Raw genomic sequence first — 17,715 nt, forward strand, 5'->3', positions numbered from 1 at the left:
GAAGCCGGAAGCTAAGCGGGTGCCGAAGCCGAAGCCGAACCGAAACCGGACGCCGATACCGGAGTGGAAGGTGAAGCCGCTGCCCGAGCCAGTGCGAACGCCGATGCCAGTTCCAATGTGTAAGCCGATCTCGATGCCGCTCTCGCTTTGATAGTCGCCAGGCACCCGCGCGCCTGGCGGCCATAGCGCTCAACGAGTAACGTCATCGCCACCCGCGTCCCGACCGGGCGGCAACACGCGCATCAGGCTGCGCGCCCGAGGACGGCCAGCCGTACGCCGCCGCATTAGCATCCCAACCCGTCGGCCGCGCATAAGGCGGTGGCGAAAACGGCGGCTGACCAGGCGCGCCTGAATACGGCGCCTGCGGCCCTCCTTGCCAGGGCTGCGCGTACGGCGCCGACTGCTGCCCATATTGACGCCAACGCGCGCCGAGTTGTCCCGCGCCGCTGCTGCTGCGGAACAGCAGCATGCCGAGCACGCCCATCTCCGCAATCGAACTCAGTCCGAACAGCGCGCTCATCGCGCCGAACGACATGCCGCCGCCCATCATTCCGAGCGACAGCACCGAGGGTATCGTCATCAGCCCCGCGACCACGGCCCAACCCTTCATGCTGGACCTGCCTTGCCACGGCTGGGTAAGACCTTGCGCGGGCGGCTGGTAATTCGGGGCGTGCGGCGGGTGCGGTGGATGCGGTGGATGCGGCGGATACGGTGGATACGGAGGGTGAGGCTGCCCGGCAGCGGCGGAACTCGGCCCGCCGAAAGCGCCGGGAGAGGGGCCAGCGGCGCCGGCGTTACCAACACCCGCACCACTGACGCTTGCAGCACCTCGACCCCCGCTCGCGCTCCATCGCACCCTTCGCGCACCGTCCCCGGACGTACCGCTTGCCGCGTGCGGAAGACCATCGATAGGCGAGTTCGAGCCCGGCCGGGCCCGAGCGCCGCCTGGCACGTGCGGACCCGTTGGCGAATGTGCATCGTCAGGCCCTTGCGGACCATACTGACCGTTGCCGATGCGCGGATCGGAGAATGGCGGGTTGCCGCCAACGGGAGTCGACATGATTCCTCCTGTGCCGCGGAACGGCTCAATCAGCGGATTGTCGTCTTCCTGCGAAGGACTTATATCCGCCGATGCGAACCCTCCATCGCACACGCGAAGCGGGATCGCGCTCAGCGATCCACGCGGTCAGCGTCCTGGACGTCGCGTCCTCGGCGAACTCATCGATCCCACGCTTGCAAGGTCTGGAACGTCGCGCCCGCGACCGACCTCAGCGATCAACGCTTGCAGCACCTTCACCACCGCGCTCTCGCTCACCCTCACCGATCCAACGCCTCCAGCACCTCAAACGGCACACCCTCCGTCACAATCTCCCGATCGCCCACAGCGCCGGTCCTTGTCGTCAGTTGCAGCACGGCGTTGGGGCCGAAGCTGCGCGCGCTCGCATTGCGCTCCTTCACTTTCAGCTCGATGGCCATCCACGAAGCGGGGTCGTCCAGGATCGTCGCGTTAGCCGCGGCGATGCGCGTCTGAAGCCGAGCGTCGCCGCCCGCCTGCGCGAGCGCCGCGTGATTCGCGTCGAGCCGCAATGCGGCCTGCCGCCGCAATCGATAGCGCTGCACATACGTCAAATTCGGCCGCTGGTTCTTGCGCACGCTCGCCAGATGCTCGTCGATGCGCTCCGCCGCCTGCGCGTCCGGCGAAGGTTCGTAACGCACATGACTCGCATGACCCCTCTTGCCGAGCGCCTCGTTGCGCTCGCGGCGCGCGAGAGCCTCGGCGGCAAAGAGCGCGACGAGCTCGCCGCGAGCGTCATCGACGGCGCGCGTGTAGGTCCGCGCGTCGAGATACTCGATGTCGAGAATCGAGCCGCGATGATTGAGCCGGCCATCCTCGCGCACCAGCAGCAGCTTCGCGGAACGGTTGCGCTCGCGCAGGGTCATCGTCGCGGCGGGCGCGTCGATAGAAAAGAGGCCCACCGTGTGCCGGCCCTCGCCATCGAGCGGATGAGAAAAGCCCGGCGCGATGCCGCCACGCAACTGCCAATGGCTGCCGATGCCGACACGATGCTCTTCGACCTGCACGCGGCCGCTGCGCTCGACCACTTCCGCGCTCTGACGCGAGCGCTGCCAGCCGCCGCCCGCCGACGGCCCGGTTCGCACCGACAACGGACGCGTGCGTTCGCCGCTTCCCGGATCGACGACGGTGTCGCGGCCGAAGCTCGCGACCCTGGCCGTCGCGTTCGCGTCGAGCGTGACGCCGCGCCGGCGGTTGAGCGTGTGAGCATCGGTCCAACTGATGGACACGTCCGCGTCGTCCCAGTAGCGCGACGCGAGGCGATTCCAGACGCCTTCGGGCCCGTCGTCGTGCGCGCTGGCCGATTCGTCGAACAGATGCTCGACGATGCCGGCCAGCTTCGCGCGCAGCGACGCGTCGTCGTAGCCGCTGCCGTCGGGCAGCAGTCGCCGCGCGACGCGCAGCGTCACGCCGCGCGGCTCGCTGAGTTCGCGCGCATGCAGCGTGGCGTTCGCGACGAGTCCCGCGCGCAGCGCCGTCAACGCGGTGCTCACGTCATAGCCGACCAGCAGCCCCGCGCCGACGTGCCGCATGCTCGACTTCGCAGTGCCGATGAAGAACGCCGCGCCATGCGTCGAGCGGCTGATGTCGATCACCGCCTCGCGGGTGCGCGACGCGCGCAGATCGAGGCGCGGCGAAATCGGCATGCCGTGTCCGCGCAGAACGGTTTCCACGGTGATGTTCAGGCCGCGCGTGCTGATGCCTTGCCGCCCGCCGTCGGTGAGGCGCAGACGCTGCCCGGATTGGAGATTCGCGGCCACGTCGACCAGCGTCTCGCGCACATCGTCGACATTGTTCGCGGCGCGCATGTCCGGCGCATGCTGCGTGGCCGCGCGCAACTCGTTCACGGTGTGCCAGAACGGCGCGTCGTCGGGCAGGCCCGCCACCTTGCCCCACACCGCAAGGCGTTCGACGGTGAACGGGCGCTTCGCGATCAAGCGGAACGGCCGCGTTTTCGCGAACTGCTGCGGCGGCATTGTGAGCCAGGCGGCGGTGGTTCGGCGGAGGCTGGCGCGGAGGCGGCGCGGCATCGGGGCGTGGGCTGCTGAAGCCGATGTGGATGAATTCGCGCCAGCCTGCACCGGCTGCGTCGCTTCCTCGCACATCGCGTTAGCGCGCTGCGCGATCGCGCGCAGCGTGTCGTCATCGGGACGGCCGGGCGGAAAGCCGCCGCGCTCCAGCCAGACGCTTAGCGCCGCGAGTTCCGCGAGCGACGCCTCGGGCCGTGCATGAGCGAGCGCCGCGCGCGGATCCATCGCCGGGCTTTCTAGCAACTGCGGCAGCGCCGCCTGCAAGTGCTTGCGGACCTTCGCCTCTTCGGCGGCGATGGTTTGGCGCGGCACGCCCTGAGTGCCGAGACGCAGCGCGGAAAGCGGTGAACCGTGCCGACCGCGGAACATGCGCGGCAGCAACGTCTTCCAACGTTTTTCGCCGACGCGCGGAATCGTGTTTTCTGTGAAGCGTGCGAGGCGCTGCTTCGTTTGCGACAACTCGCTGTGGCGCGCGTCGTCACGGAACGACTGACGCCACGCGAACAGCGCGCCTCGCTGATCGGCGGTCAATGCGTCGCGCCCGTGGGTCAGCAGGGTCGATGCGGCATCGAATGCGCGTGCGGCCAGCGTCGTGGCGCCAGCACTATTCGTTGTGGGCGCAGCCGCGGCTCGCGGATTTTCGCCGATCGTGCTTATGCGGGCCGCGAGTGCGCCGGGCGCGGGATCGTCGGTTGCGGTCGAATCGTCTGCGTGGATCGGCTTGAGTGCATTGGCGCTCGTCAACAACGCTTCGACGCCGAAGCGATGGAGGTCGTCGTCGTAGGGATTGAGCGTCGCGCTGCGCAGCGCGGTGAGGATCGCGCGGCCCTCGCCGGAGCGCGCGAGCATGCGCGCCGCGCGCCATGCGTCGCGCTCGGCGTCGCTCGCCGAACGCCGCAGATGCGGTGCCGCGAAGTCGAGCATGCCGATGCGCTCGATCATCAGATGCGCGGATCGGCAATCGACCGCGCCCGCTTGGGCGAGCGCGTCGGCTAACAGTGCGCCCCGCAGCGCCGCTTGCATGTCGTTGAGATCGGTGGCGTGGTCGGCGGTATTGTTCGCGATGTCGTTCGCAAGCTCGTTTGCGATTTCGTTGGCGATTTCGTTGGTGGTGTTGTTGGTGGTGGTGTTGTTAGCGGCGCGGTTCGCAATGTCGTTGGCGGTCTCGCTGGTGGTCGCATTGGCGATGTGGTTCGCGATACCGCTGACGGTTTCATTGGCCGTCCCGTAAGCGGAGAGCGAGGCAGCACCGACCCGCTCCTCAGCCGAGCAAAGTCGATGCAAACGATCAGCAAGGGTCGCTGCATCGACTGGCTGGTCGAAGCCGTCGTTAAATAGCCGCTGCACATACCCAACGAGCCCGGCGCGCGTCGTGATGGCATCGAGCGGAATCCGCCGCGATGACGTCGCTGCCTGATCCGCTTCATCTATGTCATGCGCGACGGCGCCACCCTTGCGCGTACCCAAAGCACCAGCAGCACCCGCGGCCAGCAGTGCCATATCCGCCAACGGATCGGTCCCGCGCCGCGCATGTCTCGCCGTGGTGATCGGCGGAAAGCGGCGCTCCCCAGGCGCGTGATCCTCGGGCCCCGATGCGCTGCCCTGCGTGCTGTGCTGAAACAGCGCGGTGCTCAATTCGACGCGGCGCGCGCCGACGACCCGCGCGGGCCGCGCAAGCGCCCCGCGAAACCACTCAGGCATGCGCCGCCGCGTCGGCGTCGGCGGGAGCGCCGCCGCGGCCTCCGCTTGCGCCGCGGCAGGCGCGTTTTCGATCAGGCTGTCAGCGGACGAAACATCGAGCGGGCGATAGCGGAACATGTCGACGCGGCAGAAGGAGACCGCGTTGCACTATGTCCTCCCAATGTGACAGCCGGTTGCTGCGGCGCCGCGCGATGCGAAGCGCGGCATCGAATTACGAAGCGACGATGTGCGATTCTTCCGCAGCCGCGTGCGGGTTCGCTGCATCGTGGACGTCGTCCGCGTCGAGATGTGCGTCCAGCGACGCGTATTCATTGAGCCAGCGTGTCGCAGGCGTGTCGTCGGGCGCTTGCAGCGGACGCGTCATCGCATACAGATAACTGTCGCCGGCCAGCAGACCGCGATTGGGCCGGCATTCGTAATTCGTCAGCTTCGCTTCGAGCGTGAAGCCGAGCTTCTCCATGCTGCTGTGCGCGTCGCCATCCACGGCGCAATACGCGTAAATGCGCAGAATCGGCGGCTGCGCGAGCATCCACGCGAGCAGCTTGCGCAGCGCATGCAGGCCCGCGCGCCGGCGACGCGCACCGCCGCGCCGGCTGATCATCACGCCGACTTCGACGCGCGGCGGATGCGGCCGCAATTCGATCATGCCGGTGAGCCGGCCGCTCGCGCGGTCTTCGAGAACCCAGCGGATCAGTGTGCCGTCGCGCCAGCCTTGCACGGAATCGTCGATGAATGCGAGTGTCTCGTCGAGTTGCGTGTGACGCTTGAAACTGAGGTCGCGCGTCGTCGCGGCATCGCCGAGCATTGCTTCGAAAAGCGCTTCGGCATCGCGCGGCTCGGGCGGCCGCATCAGCAGGTCGGCGGATTCGATCAGCGCGGGAAAGCGGAATGGCGATGGCGACATCGGAGATCTCCAGGCGCGGCGTTTGATCCCATTGTCGATGAAGAGATGCATGACACATCGCGGATGCCGCGAAGGCGGAGGCGCAAATGCGAAGGGGAAGGCCCACGCGTTCGCATCGCCTGCCGGCATTTCGCGCGGCCCGATACGTCGCGTGCGAGCCAACGCTAAGGTGCCGTCATGGCGGCACATGCCGGTTTGCCGCGCCGAACCTGGGAGAGTCCAACGTGAGCAGCAAAGCCATTGCCGCATTGCCGGCGGCGAGCGTCGGCGGCATAGAAGGTGCAGGTCATCAAGCGTCGTCAGAGAAAGCCGCCGGGCGCGCGGCGCTCGTGCCGACGAGTGTCAAGCTCGCAGGCGAACTGGCGCAGTTGCGCGACATCGCATCGCCGCCGCAAGGCCCGGTCAAGTTCAGCCTGTCGCGCAAGGGCGGCGACAATCTGCCGGTGCTGCGCAGACCAAGTGTCGTGGTGATCGCGCCAGGCGCGGCACGCGTCGACGACGATAGCCAGTCGTCGTGGACGCGCACGCTGCCGGTTCGGCCCGTGCAAACGCGATTCTCCGACGCGCCTCCTATCGGGCAAGCCGCATTCGACGCGGCCGCCGCGAGGGACATGTTCGCCAACATCGCGTTGCTCGTTGAATTCACGAAGCGTGTCGGCGAGGTGATTCACGGCGCGACGTGAGCCGGCTGTCATGCAGCGCTTGACCGGCCGCTGTACGCGGTCGCGTCTTCGCTTGCGTGTGCGTCATCAAGTTGGCGGCTGCGTCACAGGAACAGGTTCGACACCGTCGCGCAGCAACTCGCGTCGTTTCAAGCACGCAGCCACGTAAATTCCCCCGCCACGATCCCTTCGAACATCTCATCCGTCGATTCGATGATGTTCTTGCGCCAATAGCGGCCATGCTCGGCGTAGTGCGCAAGCAGATCGGCGAGTGCGGAGCCGTCGACGTCGTAAGTCATCGGCACGCGAAGCACGAGCACGATGCCGCCCGTATCCGTATCGAGCCCGAGTTGCGCCTGGTCTTGCGCGTAGATGAGCAGGTTCGCTTCCAGCATCAGCCGGAACACGACCAGCGTACGGCCGGCCGTCACCGTGCCGTAATGAAAATTGGCGTAGAGCGCGTCGAGATCGTTTTCGAAGTGTTCGAGCCGCACGTCGAAGCCTTCCACCTCGATCGAGCGCGTGCGCAACACATGCTCGGCATCGGCGAGGCCGACCGTCGCGCACAGATCGCGCACCAATGATGCGTAGCGCTCCGAACTATCGTTGGTGTCCAAATCAAAGGCCCGCGCAACTCAATAAAATCCCGCCGATGACGCAAAGAGCCGGCACGCGGCGAACCGCGAGCCGGCCGGCAAACTGGCGACAAGCTTGCACCGCATTCCGCAGCGCGGTTTGCGGCGCGCCTGGCGCTTAATGCCCGGTGCCGCCCTGGATCGTCTGACCCGCGGTTTTCATGGTGTTGGCAACCGCGCCCGCCAGCGACATCTGCAGCGTGGCCTGCGCCGCGCCGATAGCAGCGGTGCTGCCTTGCGCGGCCATGCCGGTGATCGCACCCATTGCCGGACCGATAGACATAAGACCTCCTCGTGCTCAAGTTAAGAAGAAATGCTGCCCTGTGCGGCAGGCAACCACAGCCGCCGCACAGGGGCGAGCCTCGTGCGCGGCGCTCAGGTTGCGCCGCGTTTATCCGCAAGCTGCCCGACGATGCGGCTCGCGGCGAGCAGACCGCGATAGAGCTTCGCGAGATCGTTGCGGTCGAGTTCGGTTGCGCCGTGCGCCTCGCCGACGTTTTTCGCGGTCGCCTCGAGCGCCTCGCGTATTGCGGCAGGACGCGGTCCGCCGGCCGGATCGGCGAGCGTCTTCTGCAGATCGTTGAAGTCGGCGGCGCACGCTTCGAGCGGCGCGTAGATGTTCGATGTTTGCGTCATGGGAACCTCACTTCGGTAGCGGCAGATAAGCGGTTTTGTTTGCCGCGGTCTTGTTCGCCGCGCGCGGGGCGGGCGAGGGCGGCGTCGCGGGAATATCCTCGACGGGCTGCATCACGCCGCGTGCAGCGCCGCTCGCGATTATCGCGGGACCGTTGTTGGCGGATGTTTCGTCGCTACTCGCATTCTTCTGCGCATCGCTCGCGCTATTTTCCGCGGCGTTTCCCGTGACGTTTCCCGCAGCAGCGGCCGTCGACGAAGCCGGTTCTTCCGGCTGCGTATAAATGTGTTTGACGCCGTCGGGTGTCTGGCCATAGCGCACATCGTCGGAGGACATCAGGAAAGAGAACGAAGGCGCCGACGGCAACGCATCGTCCGCTTGCGCGACGCGCACACGCACGTCCTTGACGTTGTCGCTCAGATCGTGGCGCATGCGCGCGACGGCCGATTCGACGTCGCGCGGATTGGCCGCCTTGCCGCTGATTTCGAAGTTTCCGCGTCCTGTGTAGACGACTTTGAGTCCCTGCATCGCGAGCGAATCCGCGATGTTGCGTACGTCGTTCTGCGCGATGTCGTAGTGCCGTACGATGCCGTTCGGCGAGATCCGCATCAGCATCTTGCGCACCTGCGTGTCTTCGTCGGGCGTCGCGACCATGCCGCTCACCATCACCGTCGCGCCTCGCACCTGCGCGTGCACTTCCTTCATGTGCGCGGCGGCGAGTTCGAGATTCACGCGCTGCGCGAGGTCGCCCGCGTCGCGCGGCAACGCGGCACGGCTGACGGCTGTCGTCAGCATCACCGAGCCGATCACGAGCACCGCGCCGAGCATCGCGCACGCCGAGACGATGCCCGTCATTCTGCGGCGGCGCGAGCGCTCCGCCGCGCGCCGGGTTTCGTCCGGCTTCACGAGCAGCGTCGAGAGCAGATCGAGATCGCTCGGCCAGGCCGCGTCGTCCGAGCCGATGCACACGACGGTATCGCCGAATTGCATCGGCACGAATTCGAGCAGGATGACGGTGCCCGGCTCGTCTTCGTCTTGCGATGTGGGGAAGGCTCCCTGAGTGCCGTCGTTGCTTTCGTTGTTGATACTGCTTGACTCATTGCTTTGAGCCGCGAAGTCTCCCGCCATGACCTCCATCATGCGACGCGCGCTCACCACGCCGCTCGCATCGACGATGAGCAGCACGTCGTCGCCATGCCAGTCGGAGATGCGGATGTCGGCGTCGTCATCCGCGCCGATCCGATGAGCGCCGGTGCCGAGACGCAATTCCGCGCCGGCATGCACGCCAGTCAGGATACGCAGCAGCTTCGTCATGGAAAGCCCGTTCAAGGATGATGCGGCGCGCAGCGGCACGCCTTCGACACTCACTCTAGCCGCCGCCGATGACGTTCCAGCACACAATGCGAAGCGGATACATGGAAAGCGAAACTGCGCGCGAGGGCGGGAGAATGCGAGGCATTAGCGGCATTAGCGGCGCGCGGCGGCCGCAAGCGCGGCGCCGCGCTGCACTATGCGCACGTTCAATGCGCGCTCGCGCATTGGCGATGTCGAAGGCTTGCCGTACATGAGCAGCAACAGCGGCAACAGCAGATTAAGCCGTCCTGTGCGGCCGATTTGTTCCGCCGATGCTTCGCCTCCTGCGCCTGCGCCCGCGCGATCTGAACCAGCGCCTCGCGATGCCGACGCGTCGATCAGCCGCTGCCGCCACGCGCCCATGTCCGCATCGCCGGGCGCACCGGTTTGCAACTGCACGCGAAGCAGATCGATGAAGCGCTCATGCAGCAGCGCATCGAGCGATGCCTGCGGACGCGCAGCGGCTTCATCGCGCGATGCGAGCAGCGCGTCGCACCAGAGGCGCGGCAGCGTCTCCGAAAGATCGGCGCGACCCGCTTGCACCTCGACGAACTTCTGCAACGGCCCGCGCTCAGGTGCCGCGATCGCCGCCTGGCCGCTGCTGCGCATGCGAACCTGCGTGTGCGGCGCGCCATTCTCGCGATTCTCGCCGTCAGCGCCGTCGCGGCCGTCATGCGATTGCCCGCCGTTGCCGCGGCCACCGCCGCCGTCGCGCGTTATACGAGCGGAGTCGGCGGCATCCGGCGCATGCTCGCTCGCATCGTTACCCGTCACGACGATGGGCCGTCGCATGCCCGTGCGACGCGCGGCATTGCGCCTGCGCGCGTTGAGCGCCGCGAGCTTGCGCGCGAGCTGCGAACCGCGCATCGCCGCTTGCTGCGTGCGCGCATAGCTGAACGTAATCGTGCCGCGATACAACACCGCGAAGCGCGCGACCGTTGTTTGCTGCGAGCGTTCGCGAGCCGCATCCGCGTGTGCCGTCAGCGACGCCGCGTTGAACGGTGTGCCGACGCGCGTCATTGCGGCACCGCCGTATGCATGATCTCGTTCGCGAAGTGCAGCAGCGCCGCCGCCGAAAACGGCGCGGCGATCACGATCGCCACCGTCACCGCAATCAGCTTCACGCCGTGCGAAAGCGTCTGATCCTGCATCGACGTGATCGCCTGCAGGAACGACACGCCGAGTCCCACCAGCGCGGCGACGATCACGATAGGCAGCGAGATATACATGCAGAGCAGCATGCCCTGAGTGGTGAAGCGAACGAGCGTGTCGATGTCCATGAGTCGATGTCCATGAGTCGATGTTCCCGATCTTTGCGTGCTAACGATACGTCATCACAAGGCCGTGAATCAGCGTCGACCAGCCGTCCATCACGACGAACAACAGCAGCTTGAACGGAATCGCCACGTTGGTCGGCGTGACCTGATTCAAGCCCATCGCGAGCAGCACATTGGCGATGATCAGATCGATGACGATGAACGCGATGTAGAGCAGAAAGCCGATCTTGAACGCGTCGGTGAGTTCGGTCAGCGTGAAGGCCGGCGCGAGCACGATGAGGTCGTTTTCATGCAGGCTCGATGCAGCGTCTTTCGGCCACACGACATTCGCCGAGCGGATGAAGAAGCGCTTTTCGCGCTCGTTCGTGTGCTTCTGCAAGAACGTGCGGAACGGTTCGCGCGCGGCGCTGAAGACCTGGATCAGCGCCTGAGTGGGCTGGCCGGCGATCGTTTGGCCCTGCATCGATTGCATCGCCTGCATGCCGACCGGCGCCATCACGTACAGCGACACGAGAATCGCCACGCCGTTGAGCACCATGTTGGGCGGCACCTGCTGCACGCCGAGCGCATTGCGCAACAGGCCGAGCACCACGACGATCTTCGCGTAAGACGTGACGACCATCGCGACGAAAGGGACGAGGCTGATCGCAACGATGACGATCAGCAGTCCGGTGATGTCACTGAACTGGACCATCGCCGTGCGCCATGCGCAAAATGCGGATGCCCAGATGATCGCCCACGGTGACGAGCTCGCCATAGCCGATGGTCTGGCCATGCGTGACCAGCTTGAGCTGCGCGTCGGCAACCGGCGTCGGCAGTTCGAGCACATAGCCGGGGCGCAACGCATACAGTTGCGAGAGCGGCAGCGCGACGGTGTCGACTTCGAACTGGACGGGCAGATCGAGTTCGCCGATGTCGATCGGATTCGAATGTTGATCCGGTGCGAGCAAATCGTCCGGGCGAACAGGGTCCAGCTCATCGGTCATGATGGGCTCCTTCGTAAGTGAAAGCCTGCGGCCTTCAATGTTGACTTGCGCGTGAACGCGCATCAGGCCGGGCGAGCCCCAGGCCACGGTGGCGGTCGCCATCGCCGTCGCGGGCTCGGCGAGCGGGGTGGCGTGGGTCGTGGCGTGGGTCGTGCCGTTGGCGTCGGCTGGGTGAGCGGCGCAGGTTTCGTCGATGCGTTCTACGCCGCTGGCCGGCAGCAGCGCGCGCAGATTGCCCGGCAGCGAACGCAGCAACACATCGCCGGCTTCGAGCGCGCGCAACGTGTCGACGGGCAGACGGCGTGAGCCGAGTATCAGGCGTCCGGGCACTTTATAGCCGTCGAACGGCGCGCTGTTTTGTGTCTGCGATGAAGCGTGCGCACGAAAAGCGTCGGCGATAAGGCGGACTGTGCGCGTGCCGTGCAATGCTTCGAGCGCGTCCACCACGGACGCAGCAAGCAGCACGCGCGCGCGATGCCGCGTGCCGTCGAGCGAGAAGGTCGCGTCGAATGTTGCGCAATCGTGCACCGAAGGTTCAGGCGGCGTGCCGCGCGCTAGCTGCGTGACATGCATATCGCCGAGGCCGAGCGCCGCGAGCCGCTTCAGCAGCGGTTCGACCAGCACACCGGCGACGGCGATGCGCAACGCGCGAGCCGTATCGCCGGGCACCGGCGCGCGAGAGAGCGTGCCGTCGGGCAGCGCGGCGATGTCGAGGGCAGGATACGCGGCGAGATCGAACAGCACGCGAACCGCGCCGGCCGCATGCGCGAGATCGAGCACGCCGGGCTGTTCGAAGGGCGCGTGACTGCGCTCGGCAGCGGGTTCGAGCGTCGCTTGCCAATCGACGATAGCGGCATCGCGCGCGAGCCATTGCGCAGCGCCGGCATCGCAGACGAGCCGCGCGACGCGCGCGGCAAGCGGCGGCACGGCGCGAAGCGGCAGTCTTGCGATGGGCGCCGTTTGGGGAACCCTCGCCGCCGCACGTTCCGCGGCAGCGTCCACCCCTGGCATTTCGGCGATCGAATAACCCATGCGGCGTCGGTTCAGGAATGCGGCCAGCGTCGGCCAGGATAAACGACGGGCGGCGCGCTCACCACACCGTCAGTTCGATGTCGCGCGGCGTGCCCCACGCGTTCAGCAGCGAAGCGAGCTCGCGTTCGAGCATCGCACTGTGGTCGAAGAGTAACTGCCGCGTTTCGATGCCCCGCGTGTCGAACCGAAGCGACAACCAGAAACGCGAAAGAGACAGATAGAGCGTCGTGTCCGGCAGAATGCGTTCGTCGAGCGGAATGCGCACTTCCCAGTTGCCCGCGTCGCCGATCGCGGGGTCCGCGCAGAAGGCCGCGACCTCTCGCGCGAGCGAGCGCGCCAGTTCGAGGAAATGGCCTTGCGTGCGAAAGAGGGCGTCGACGGCGGGCATCGTCGCTGGCGGCAGGCGCTGTAGCAACGCTTCGTGCGCGGCGATAGCGCGTTCCGATGCATGCGCGCTTTCATCGGCGGCATGGGCTTCGGTCTCGGCTTCTGTTTCGGCGCTTGAATCGCGGGCGTGATCGTCGCCGAAGCGGTTGGCGTGCGCGTCGTCGTCTGCCGCGCCGTTTGCTGCGCACGCGCACTCGGCTTGCGACGCGCCTGCGGCTTCGTCGAATGAAACCGGCGTGCGTTGCGAGCGCGTGCGACGCACCAGCGCCGCGTAATCGAAACGCCGCGCGCGTGCGGCGTCGGCGGCGGGACGCGAATCGGCGTCGGACGGAATGATGCGCAGCGGCCGCGGTTCGATGATCGTCATGAGCGTGAACGTGAAGGTGATCGGCGCGGCTAGATCGTCACGCGGCCGAGCGGCTGCAGTTCGACATGCTCGCCGAGTTCCTGATACGAATACACCGCGAGCCAGCCGAGCCGCGCCTCGATCATGCGGCGCACATAGCGGCGAATATCCATCGACGTGACGAGTGCGACGCCGTCACGCGGCGTATCGCCTACAAACGATTGAATGCGGTCGATCAGAAAACCGACTTCATCGGGCGGCAGAGCGAGGAAGTTGCCCGTCGGCGTCTGCTTGATCGCCTGGCGGATATGCTGCTCGACCGGCAGATCGAACAGTACCGCGGGCAATTGCCGTCCCGCGCCCGCCGCGCGATGCGCGAGAAAGCGCGCGAGGTCGCCGCGCACGTATTCGGTGAGCATCAGCATGTCCTTTTCTTTTGCGCCCCACACGACGAGGCTCTCCAGAATATTGCGCACGTTGCGGATCGGAATCTGCTCTTCCAGCAGCCGGCGAAGTACATCGGCGATACGCTGCGGCGGCAGCACTTTCTGCACTTCGGCGACGAGTCCCGGATACTCGGCGTTCTGCTGATCGAGTATCCATTGCACTTCCTGAATGCCGAGAAAGAGCGACGCATGTTTGCGCAGCATCGCGACCGATGCATGCGCGATCACCTGTTCGGCGCGCCACGCCGGTTGCTTCGGCGGCAGGCTCTTTTCGTCGATCCACCACGTGGGCCCAGGCCCGCCGTCGAGTCCGCGGCGTTTTTCACTACGAGCGGCGAGTGCTTCCGCGTCGGCGGAAATTGGTTCGCGTGTGCCCGTGAGCCTCGGGTCCGGCAGCATCACCTTGCCGGGCGGCAATTCGATCGCGCAATACGGCACGTCGTGCATCAGCAGTTCGCAGCTCGACGCGGGCAACTCGTCGCTGGTCCACATCGTGATGCCGGGAAACGGCAAGCCGAGATACTCCTGCAGACGTGCGCGTTCGGTTTCGAACGAGCGGTCGAGCGCGGCCGTCGACAGACGCGCGACGAGGTCGGGCGAGATGCGCACGCCGAGCGGGCAGGTGAACTGCGGCGCACGCGTGAGAATCGCGGGCGTCTCGGCTTTCGAGCCGGCGCGCTGCATCGCGTTGACGGCTTCGCCCGCATGCGTGGTCGCGGCGGGCTTGCGCTTGCCGAGCCGATAGCCGCAGAACGCGAGGATCGCCGCGAGCAGCAGGAACAGCGATGTCGGAAAGCCGGGCACGGCGGCAAAGCCGAGCAGCAGCAGGCTCGCGAAGTAGAGCGCGCGGGCGCTTGCCGACAACTGGCGACCGATCTCGTCGCCGAGCGACAGAGGCCGCGCGTCGCGTTCGTCGGAGACACGTGTGATCATGACGCCCGCGGCCACCGAAAGCAGCAGCGACGGAATCTGCGAGACCATCGCGTCGCCGACCGACAGAATCGAAAAGCGGTTCGCCGCTTCGCCCGCCGTCATCTCGTGATACGCGACGCCCACCGCGATCCCCGCAATGATGTTGATGAGCGTGATGATGAGCCCGGCCACCGCATCGCCCTTGACGAACTTCATCGCGCCGTCCATGCCGCCGTGCAACTGGCTTTCGACGGCCAGCGTCGCGCGCTTGCGGCGCGCCTCTTCGGGCGTGAGAAGGTTCGCGCGCAGATCGGCGTCGATGCTCATCTGTTTGCCGGGCAATGCATCGAGCGTGAAGCGCGCGCCGACTTCGGCCACGCGTTCGGAGCCTTTCGCGATCACGATGAACTGCACGGTCGTGATGATCACGAACACGACCATGCCGACCACAAGGTTGCCGCCCACCACGAGTTCGCCGAAACTTTCGATGATGTTGCCCGCGTCCGCGTGCAGCAGAATCGACTTGGTCGACGCAATGTTCAGCGAGAGCCGGTATAGCGTCGTGAAAAGCAGTAGCGACGGAAACACCGAAAGCGACACCACGTTAGGCACATACATGGTCACCATCAGCAAGGTCACGCTGATCGTGATGTTGATCGCGAGCAGGATGTCGATCAGAAACGGCGGCAGCGGCAGGATCATCAGCGAGATGATCGCGACCACCAGCAACGCGATGCCGATCTCACCGACGGCGGGTAGCTTAAGTGTCTTGAACATCGCGGCTCTGGAGGTTGTGGTGGCTGTTGTGGCTGTGCGCGCCGTGCGGGTTTTCGATCTGCCGCGCGCCGATCGCGTCGACCCAGCGGAGAATCGCGGCGACGGTCTCGAACAGTTCTTCGGGAATCGGCTCGTCGATGCCGATCTTGTAGAGCGCGCGCGCGACCGGCGGGTTGCCGATGATCGGCACATTCGCGTCGCGCGCGAAGCGCCGCAACTGCGCCGCGCTTTCGTCCATGCCGCGCGCGATCACGAGCGGCAACGGATGCTCGGCCGGCGCATAGCGGATCGCGACCGCATAGTGCGTCGGGTTCACAATCAGCGCATTCGCGAAGCCGACGCGCTGCGCGGGCGCCGCCGACGTCGCGAACTCGCGCGCGAGCTTCTTGCGTTCGGCCTTGATTTTCGGGTCACCGTCCATCTGTTTGCGCTCCCGCTTGACTTCGTCCTTCGACATCTTCAGCTTGCGCAGAAACAGCACGCGTTGCAGCTTGACGTCGATCACGCCGATCACGATGAACACGGCCACCGCGACGGCGAAGAGCTTGATGAGCAGCGACCAGAAGAGCTTCGACAATTCCGGCAGCGGCTGATACAGCGAACCGACGATCAACGGCAAAATCCATTTGATCGTGAACCACATCACCACGCCGATAATCGCGGCCTTGACGATCATCTTCACGAGGTCGATCACCGTGCGCCACGAAAAAATCCGCTTCACGCCGTCGACGGGGCTCACGTGCTTCAGATCGGGCACGACTGGTTTGGTCGCGATCTGAAAGCCCACTTGCGGCATCAGCGCGGCCACTGCCGCGAGCGCCGCGGCGCCCACGCACGGCACGATCACGATGAGCGCCTGTTTACCGAGGTCGAACAGCTTGCCGTACATGAGCGGCTGATCGTGGTTGCCGGACGCGAACTCGAGCGCGGTCGTCACGATCGAACGCAGCGCCCCGCCGAAGCTCGCCGCCGCGAACGCGAGTACGCCGACGACAGCGGCCATCGTCGCGGCGTCGACCAGGTCGACGCTCTTCGACGTCTCGCCGTCCTTGCGTGTGTCGCGCAGGCGTTTGTCGGTAGGCTGCTCGGTTTTTTCTTCGCTCATGACATTCCGCTGGGGTCATCGCATGCGCTGGGTGCCGCTGTGTTTGCCGCTGTTTGTGCCGCTGTGGTCGATATGCGGTGCACGCGGCTCCTTGCCCTGGTAGCCCGACGGTAGCGGGCCGCTCGTCACGCGGCGCTGCGGATGCGAAGCCCGCGTCCGGCAAACGAAGCGACGCGGTTCGGGCTCGCGGCGCTGCGTGGCACGGCACGCGACGCACGACAGAGAGCACGACACGCCGCTTGCCCACTTCGCGTGGATCACGCTCGCTTCGTATCGCGCATTTGCGGCGCAAAGCGGAGCGGTATCCTGGTGCATCGCTGCGCGCCGCATGCCGATGCTGAATCGGCCTTGCGTGGCAGCGCTTCGTCGACAAGTCCATCAGCAGGAGTTCTCGCCATGAGTACCGCCACGCCGGATTACCTCAACTGCAGTCAGGCCATTGTGGGCGGTCTGATCGACACGCTGTCCTGCGCGCTGCTCAACAATTTTCCGACGCTCGAAGCCGATCCGTACGACATCGAATTGACGCTCGACGCGCTGCGTCTGTTGCGCCCGCGAATGGCCGAGCTCGACACGATGGAAGCCGTGCTCTACATGCAGCGCGGCCATTGGGATGATGCGATCCGCGTGTTCTCGCGTGTGATCGAAGGCGCGCCGCACTTCTCGTATGCGAAGGCGCTGCTCGCGTTCTGCCTGTCCGTGAAGGGCGATACCGGCTGGCGTCAATGGGCGAGCGCCGCGCTCGCGCAGAACCCGGACCGCGACACGCGCCAGCTCGTGCGCGCGCTCGAAGCTCGCGACGATCTGCGCGAGGCGATTCGCGTCTATCGCAACGGCGGCACCTTCGAAGTGCCGCTGTCGATCACCGCGCTCAACGACGACCTGCCGCAAGAGCCGCCCGCCATGAGCCCGCCGCCGCCCACCGCCGCGCATAACGAGGCGATCGCGCAGCAAGGCTATTTGCGCATCTGATTATCTGTTCGCGGTGGTCGGCATGATGCTACGTTATCCGAAACATTCAACGGAACGAGGCTGAGCATGACACTTCCTGTGACGAACCAGCAGATCGCGGCCGCGTTGCAAGCGGCAGCGCCGGCATCGCACGCGGCCGGTGGCGACGCATCGCTGCAACAGGCCGGCGACCGCTTCAAATCGCTGATGCAGAATCCGCGCATGGCGCCGCCCAATCGCGGCGACGACATGAGCACCAATGTGATCGCCAAGATGGCGGCGTCGCAGGACGCGGAGATTCAGAAGTCGGTGAACGACGTGGTCGCGTTGTCGAGCCAGGCGAACAGCATGTCGGTCCAGGAGATGACCGCAGCCGCGATGAAAGCGACGCTCGAACTCGCCAGCACGCAACTCGACATGGAGGCCAAGATGGGCGTGGTCAACTCGTCGAAGTCGTCGGTTGAAACGCTGATGAAGAATCAATAGCCCATGTTGCAGACGA

At 66.0% G+C, this 17,715-nt stretch carries 17 protein-coding genes; 3 read left to right on the top strand and 14 right to left on the bottom strand.

The genetic code is table 11. From position 1 onward, the window contains the following. Positions 1-202: 202 nt before the first annotated feature. The 3 genes from P0D87_RS05665 to P0D87_RS05675 form a co-directional block, all read right to left on the bottom strand. Positions 203-610, bottom strand: coding sequence for a hypothetical protein (locus tag P0D87_RS05665; protein ID WP_216649094.1), 408 nt, complete (start codon positions 608-610; stop codon positions 203-205). 707 nt (positions 611-1,317) lie between these two features. Beyond that, on the bottom strand, positions 1,318-4,923 hold the full coding sequence (locus tag P0D87_RS05670) for a hypothetical protein (RefSeq protein ID WP_053860693.1): 3,606 nt from the start codon (positions 4,921-4,923) through the stop codon (positions 1,318-1,320). A 94-nt stretch (positions 4,924-5,017) separates the two neighbouring features. Then, positions 5,018-5,710 carry a GNAT family N-acetyltransferase gene (locus P0D87_RS05675; protein ID WP_053860692.1) on the bottom strand — a complete coding sequence of 231 codons (693 nt, stop codon included), beginning with the start codon at positions 5,708-5,710 and terminating at the stop codon, positions 5,018-5,020. Positions 5,711-5,934: 224 nt separating this feature from the next. On the opposite strand from P0D87_RS05675, the gene P0D87_RS05680 reads away from it, so the two are divergent. Further along, on the top strand, positions 5,935-6,393 hold the full coding sequence (locus P0D87_RS05680; RefSeq protein ID WP_321175856.1) for a hypothetical protein: 459 nt from the start codon (positions 5,935-5,937) through the stop codon (positions 6,391-6,393). A 128-nt stretch (positions 6,394-6,521) separates the two neighbouring features. Here P0D87_RS05680 and P0D87_RS05685 read toward each other — a convergent pair whose 3' ends face one another. The 11 genes from P0D87_RS05685 to sctU all read right to left on the bottom strand — a co-directional run bounded on the left by P0D87_RS05685 (position 6,522) and on the right by sctU (position 16,262). Beyond that, positions 6,522-6,989 carry a CesT family type III secretion system chaperone gene (locus tag P0D87_RS05685; RefSeq protein ID WP_053860691.1) on the bottom strand — a complete coding sequence of 156 codons (468 nt, stop codon included), beginning with the start codon at positions 6,987-6,989 and terminating at the stop codon, positions 6,522-6,524. A 136-nt stretch (positions 6,990-7,125) separates the two neighbouring features. Then, positions 7,126-7,290, bottom strand: a complete 165-nt coding sequence (locus P0D87_RS05690) for a hypothetical protein (RefSeq protein WP_006047110.1) — start codon at positions 7,288-7,290, stop codon at positions 7,126-7,128. 92 nt (positions 7,291-7,382) lie between these two features. Beyond that, entirely contained in the window at positions 7,383-7,643 is a 261-nt protein-coding gene (locus P0D87_RS05695; protein WP_053860690.1) for a hypothetical protein, read from the bottom strand. Positions 7,644-7,650: 7 nt separating this feature from the next. Continuing rightward, positions 7,651-8,955, bottom strand: coding sequence for a secretion protein (locus P0D87_RS05700; protein ID WP_408636743.1), 1,305 nt, complete (start codon positions 8,953-8,955; stop codon positions 7,651-7,653). Between the two features lie 153 nt (positions 8,956-9,108). Further along, complete coding sequence (locus P0D87_RS05705) at positions 9,109-10,014, bottom strand: hypothetical protein (RefSeq protein WP_053860689.1); 906 nt, start codon at positions 10,012-10,014, stop codon at positions 9,109-9,111. Then, on the bottom strand, positions 10,011-10,274 hold the full coding sequence (gene sctS / locus P0D87_RS05710) for a type III secretion system export apparatus subunit SctS (protein ID WP_006047114.1): 264 nt from the start codon (positions 10,272-10,274) through the stop codon (positions 10,011-10,013). The genes P0D87_RS05705 and sctS overlap by 4 nt, the downstream gene beginning before the upstream one ends. A gap of 40 nt (positions 10,275-10,314) precedes the next feature. After that, entirely contained in the window at positions 10,315-10,965 is a 651-nt protein-coding gene (gene sctR, locus P0D87_RS05715; RefSeq protein ID WP_053860688.1) for a type III secretion system export apparatus subunit SctR, read from the bottom strand. Further along, a complete protein-coding gene (gene sctQ / locus P0D87_RS05720) occupies positions 10,949-12,289 on the bottom strand; it encodes a type III secretion system cytoplasmic ring protein SctQ (protein ID WP_053860687.1) in 1,341 nt (446 codons plus the stop codon). Before sctQ ends, sctR begins: the two co-directional genes overlap by 17 nt. Positions 12,290-12,347: 58 nt before the next feature. Continuing rightward, positions 12,348-13,043, bottom strand: coding sequence for a type III secretion system protein SctP (gene sctP, locus P0D87_RS05725; RefSeq protein ID WP_053860686.1), 696 nt, complete (start codon positions 13,041-13,043; stop codon positions 12,348-12,350). A gap of 29 nt (positions 13,044-13,072) precedes the next feature. Beyond that, the gene (sctV, locus tag P0D87_RS05730; RefSeq protein ID WP_053860685.1) at positions 13,073-15,157 is read right to left on the bottom strand and encodes a type III secretion system export apparatus subunit SctV; all 2,085 of its coding nucleotides are present in this window, start codon (positions 15,155-15,157) and stop codon (positions 13,073-13,075) included. Next, the gene (sctU, locus tag P0D87_RS05735; RefSeq protein ID WP_053860684.1) at positions 15,141-16,262 is read right to left on the bottom strand and encodes a type III secretion system export apparatus subunit SctU; all 1,122 of its coding nucleotides are present in this window, start codon (positions 16,260-16,262) and stop codon (positions 15,141-15,143) included. Before sctU ends, sctV begins: the two co-directional genes overlap by 17 nt. A 396-nt stretch (positions 16,263-16,658) precedes the next feature. Here sctU and P0D87_RS05740 point away from each other — a divergent pair, with 396 nt between their 5' ends. After that, on the top strand, positions 16,659-17,234 hold the full coding sequence (locus P0D87_RS05740; RefSeq protein ID WP_053860682.1) for an HrpB1 family type III secretion system apparatus protein: 576 nt from the start codon (positions 16,659-16,661) through the stop codon (positions 17,232-17,234). Between the two features lie 66 nt (positions 17,235-17,300). Next, positions 17,301-17,699, top strand: coding sequence for a type III secretion protein HrpB2 (locus P0D87_RS05745; protein WP_006047122.1), 399 nt, complete (start codon positions 17,301-17,303; stop codon positions 17,697-17,699). The last annotated feature ends 16 nt before the right edge of the window (positions 17,700-17,715 follow it).

It is taken from the genome of Paraburkholderia sp. RL17-368-BIF-A, assembly GCF_046054045.1.
Lineage (GTDB): Bacteria > Pseudomonadota > Gammaproteobacteria > Burkholderiales > Burkholderiaceae > Paraburkholderia > Paraburkholderia graminis.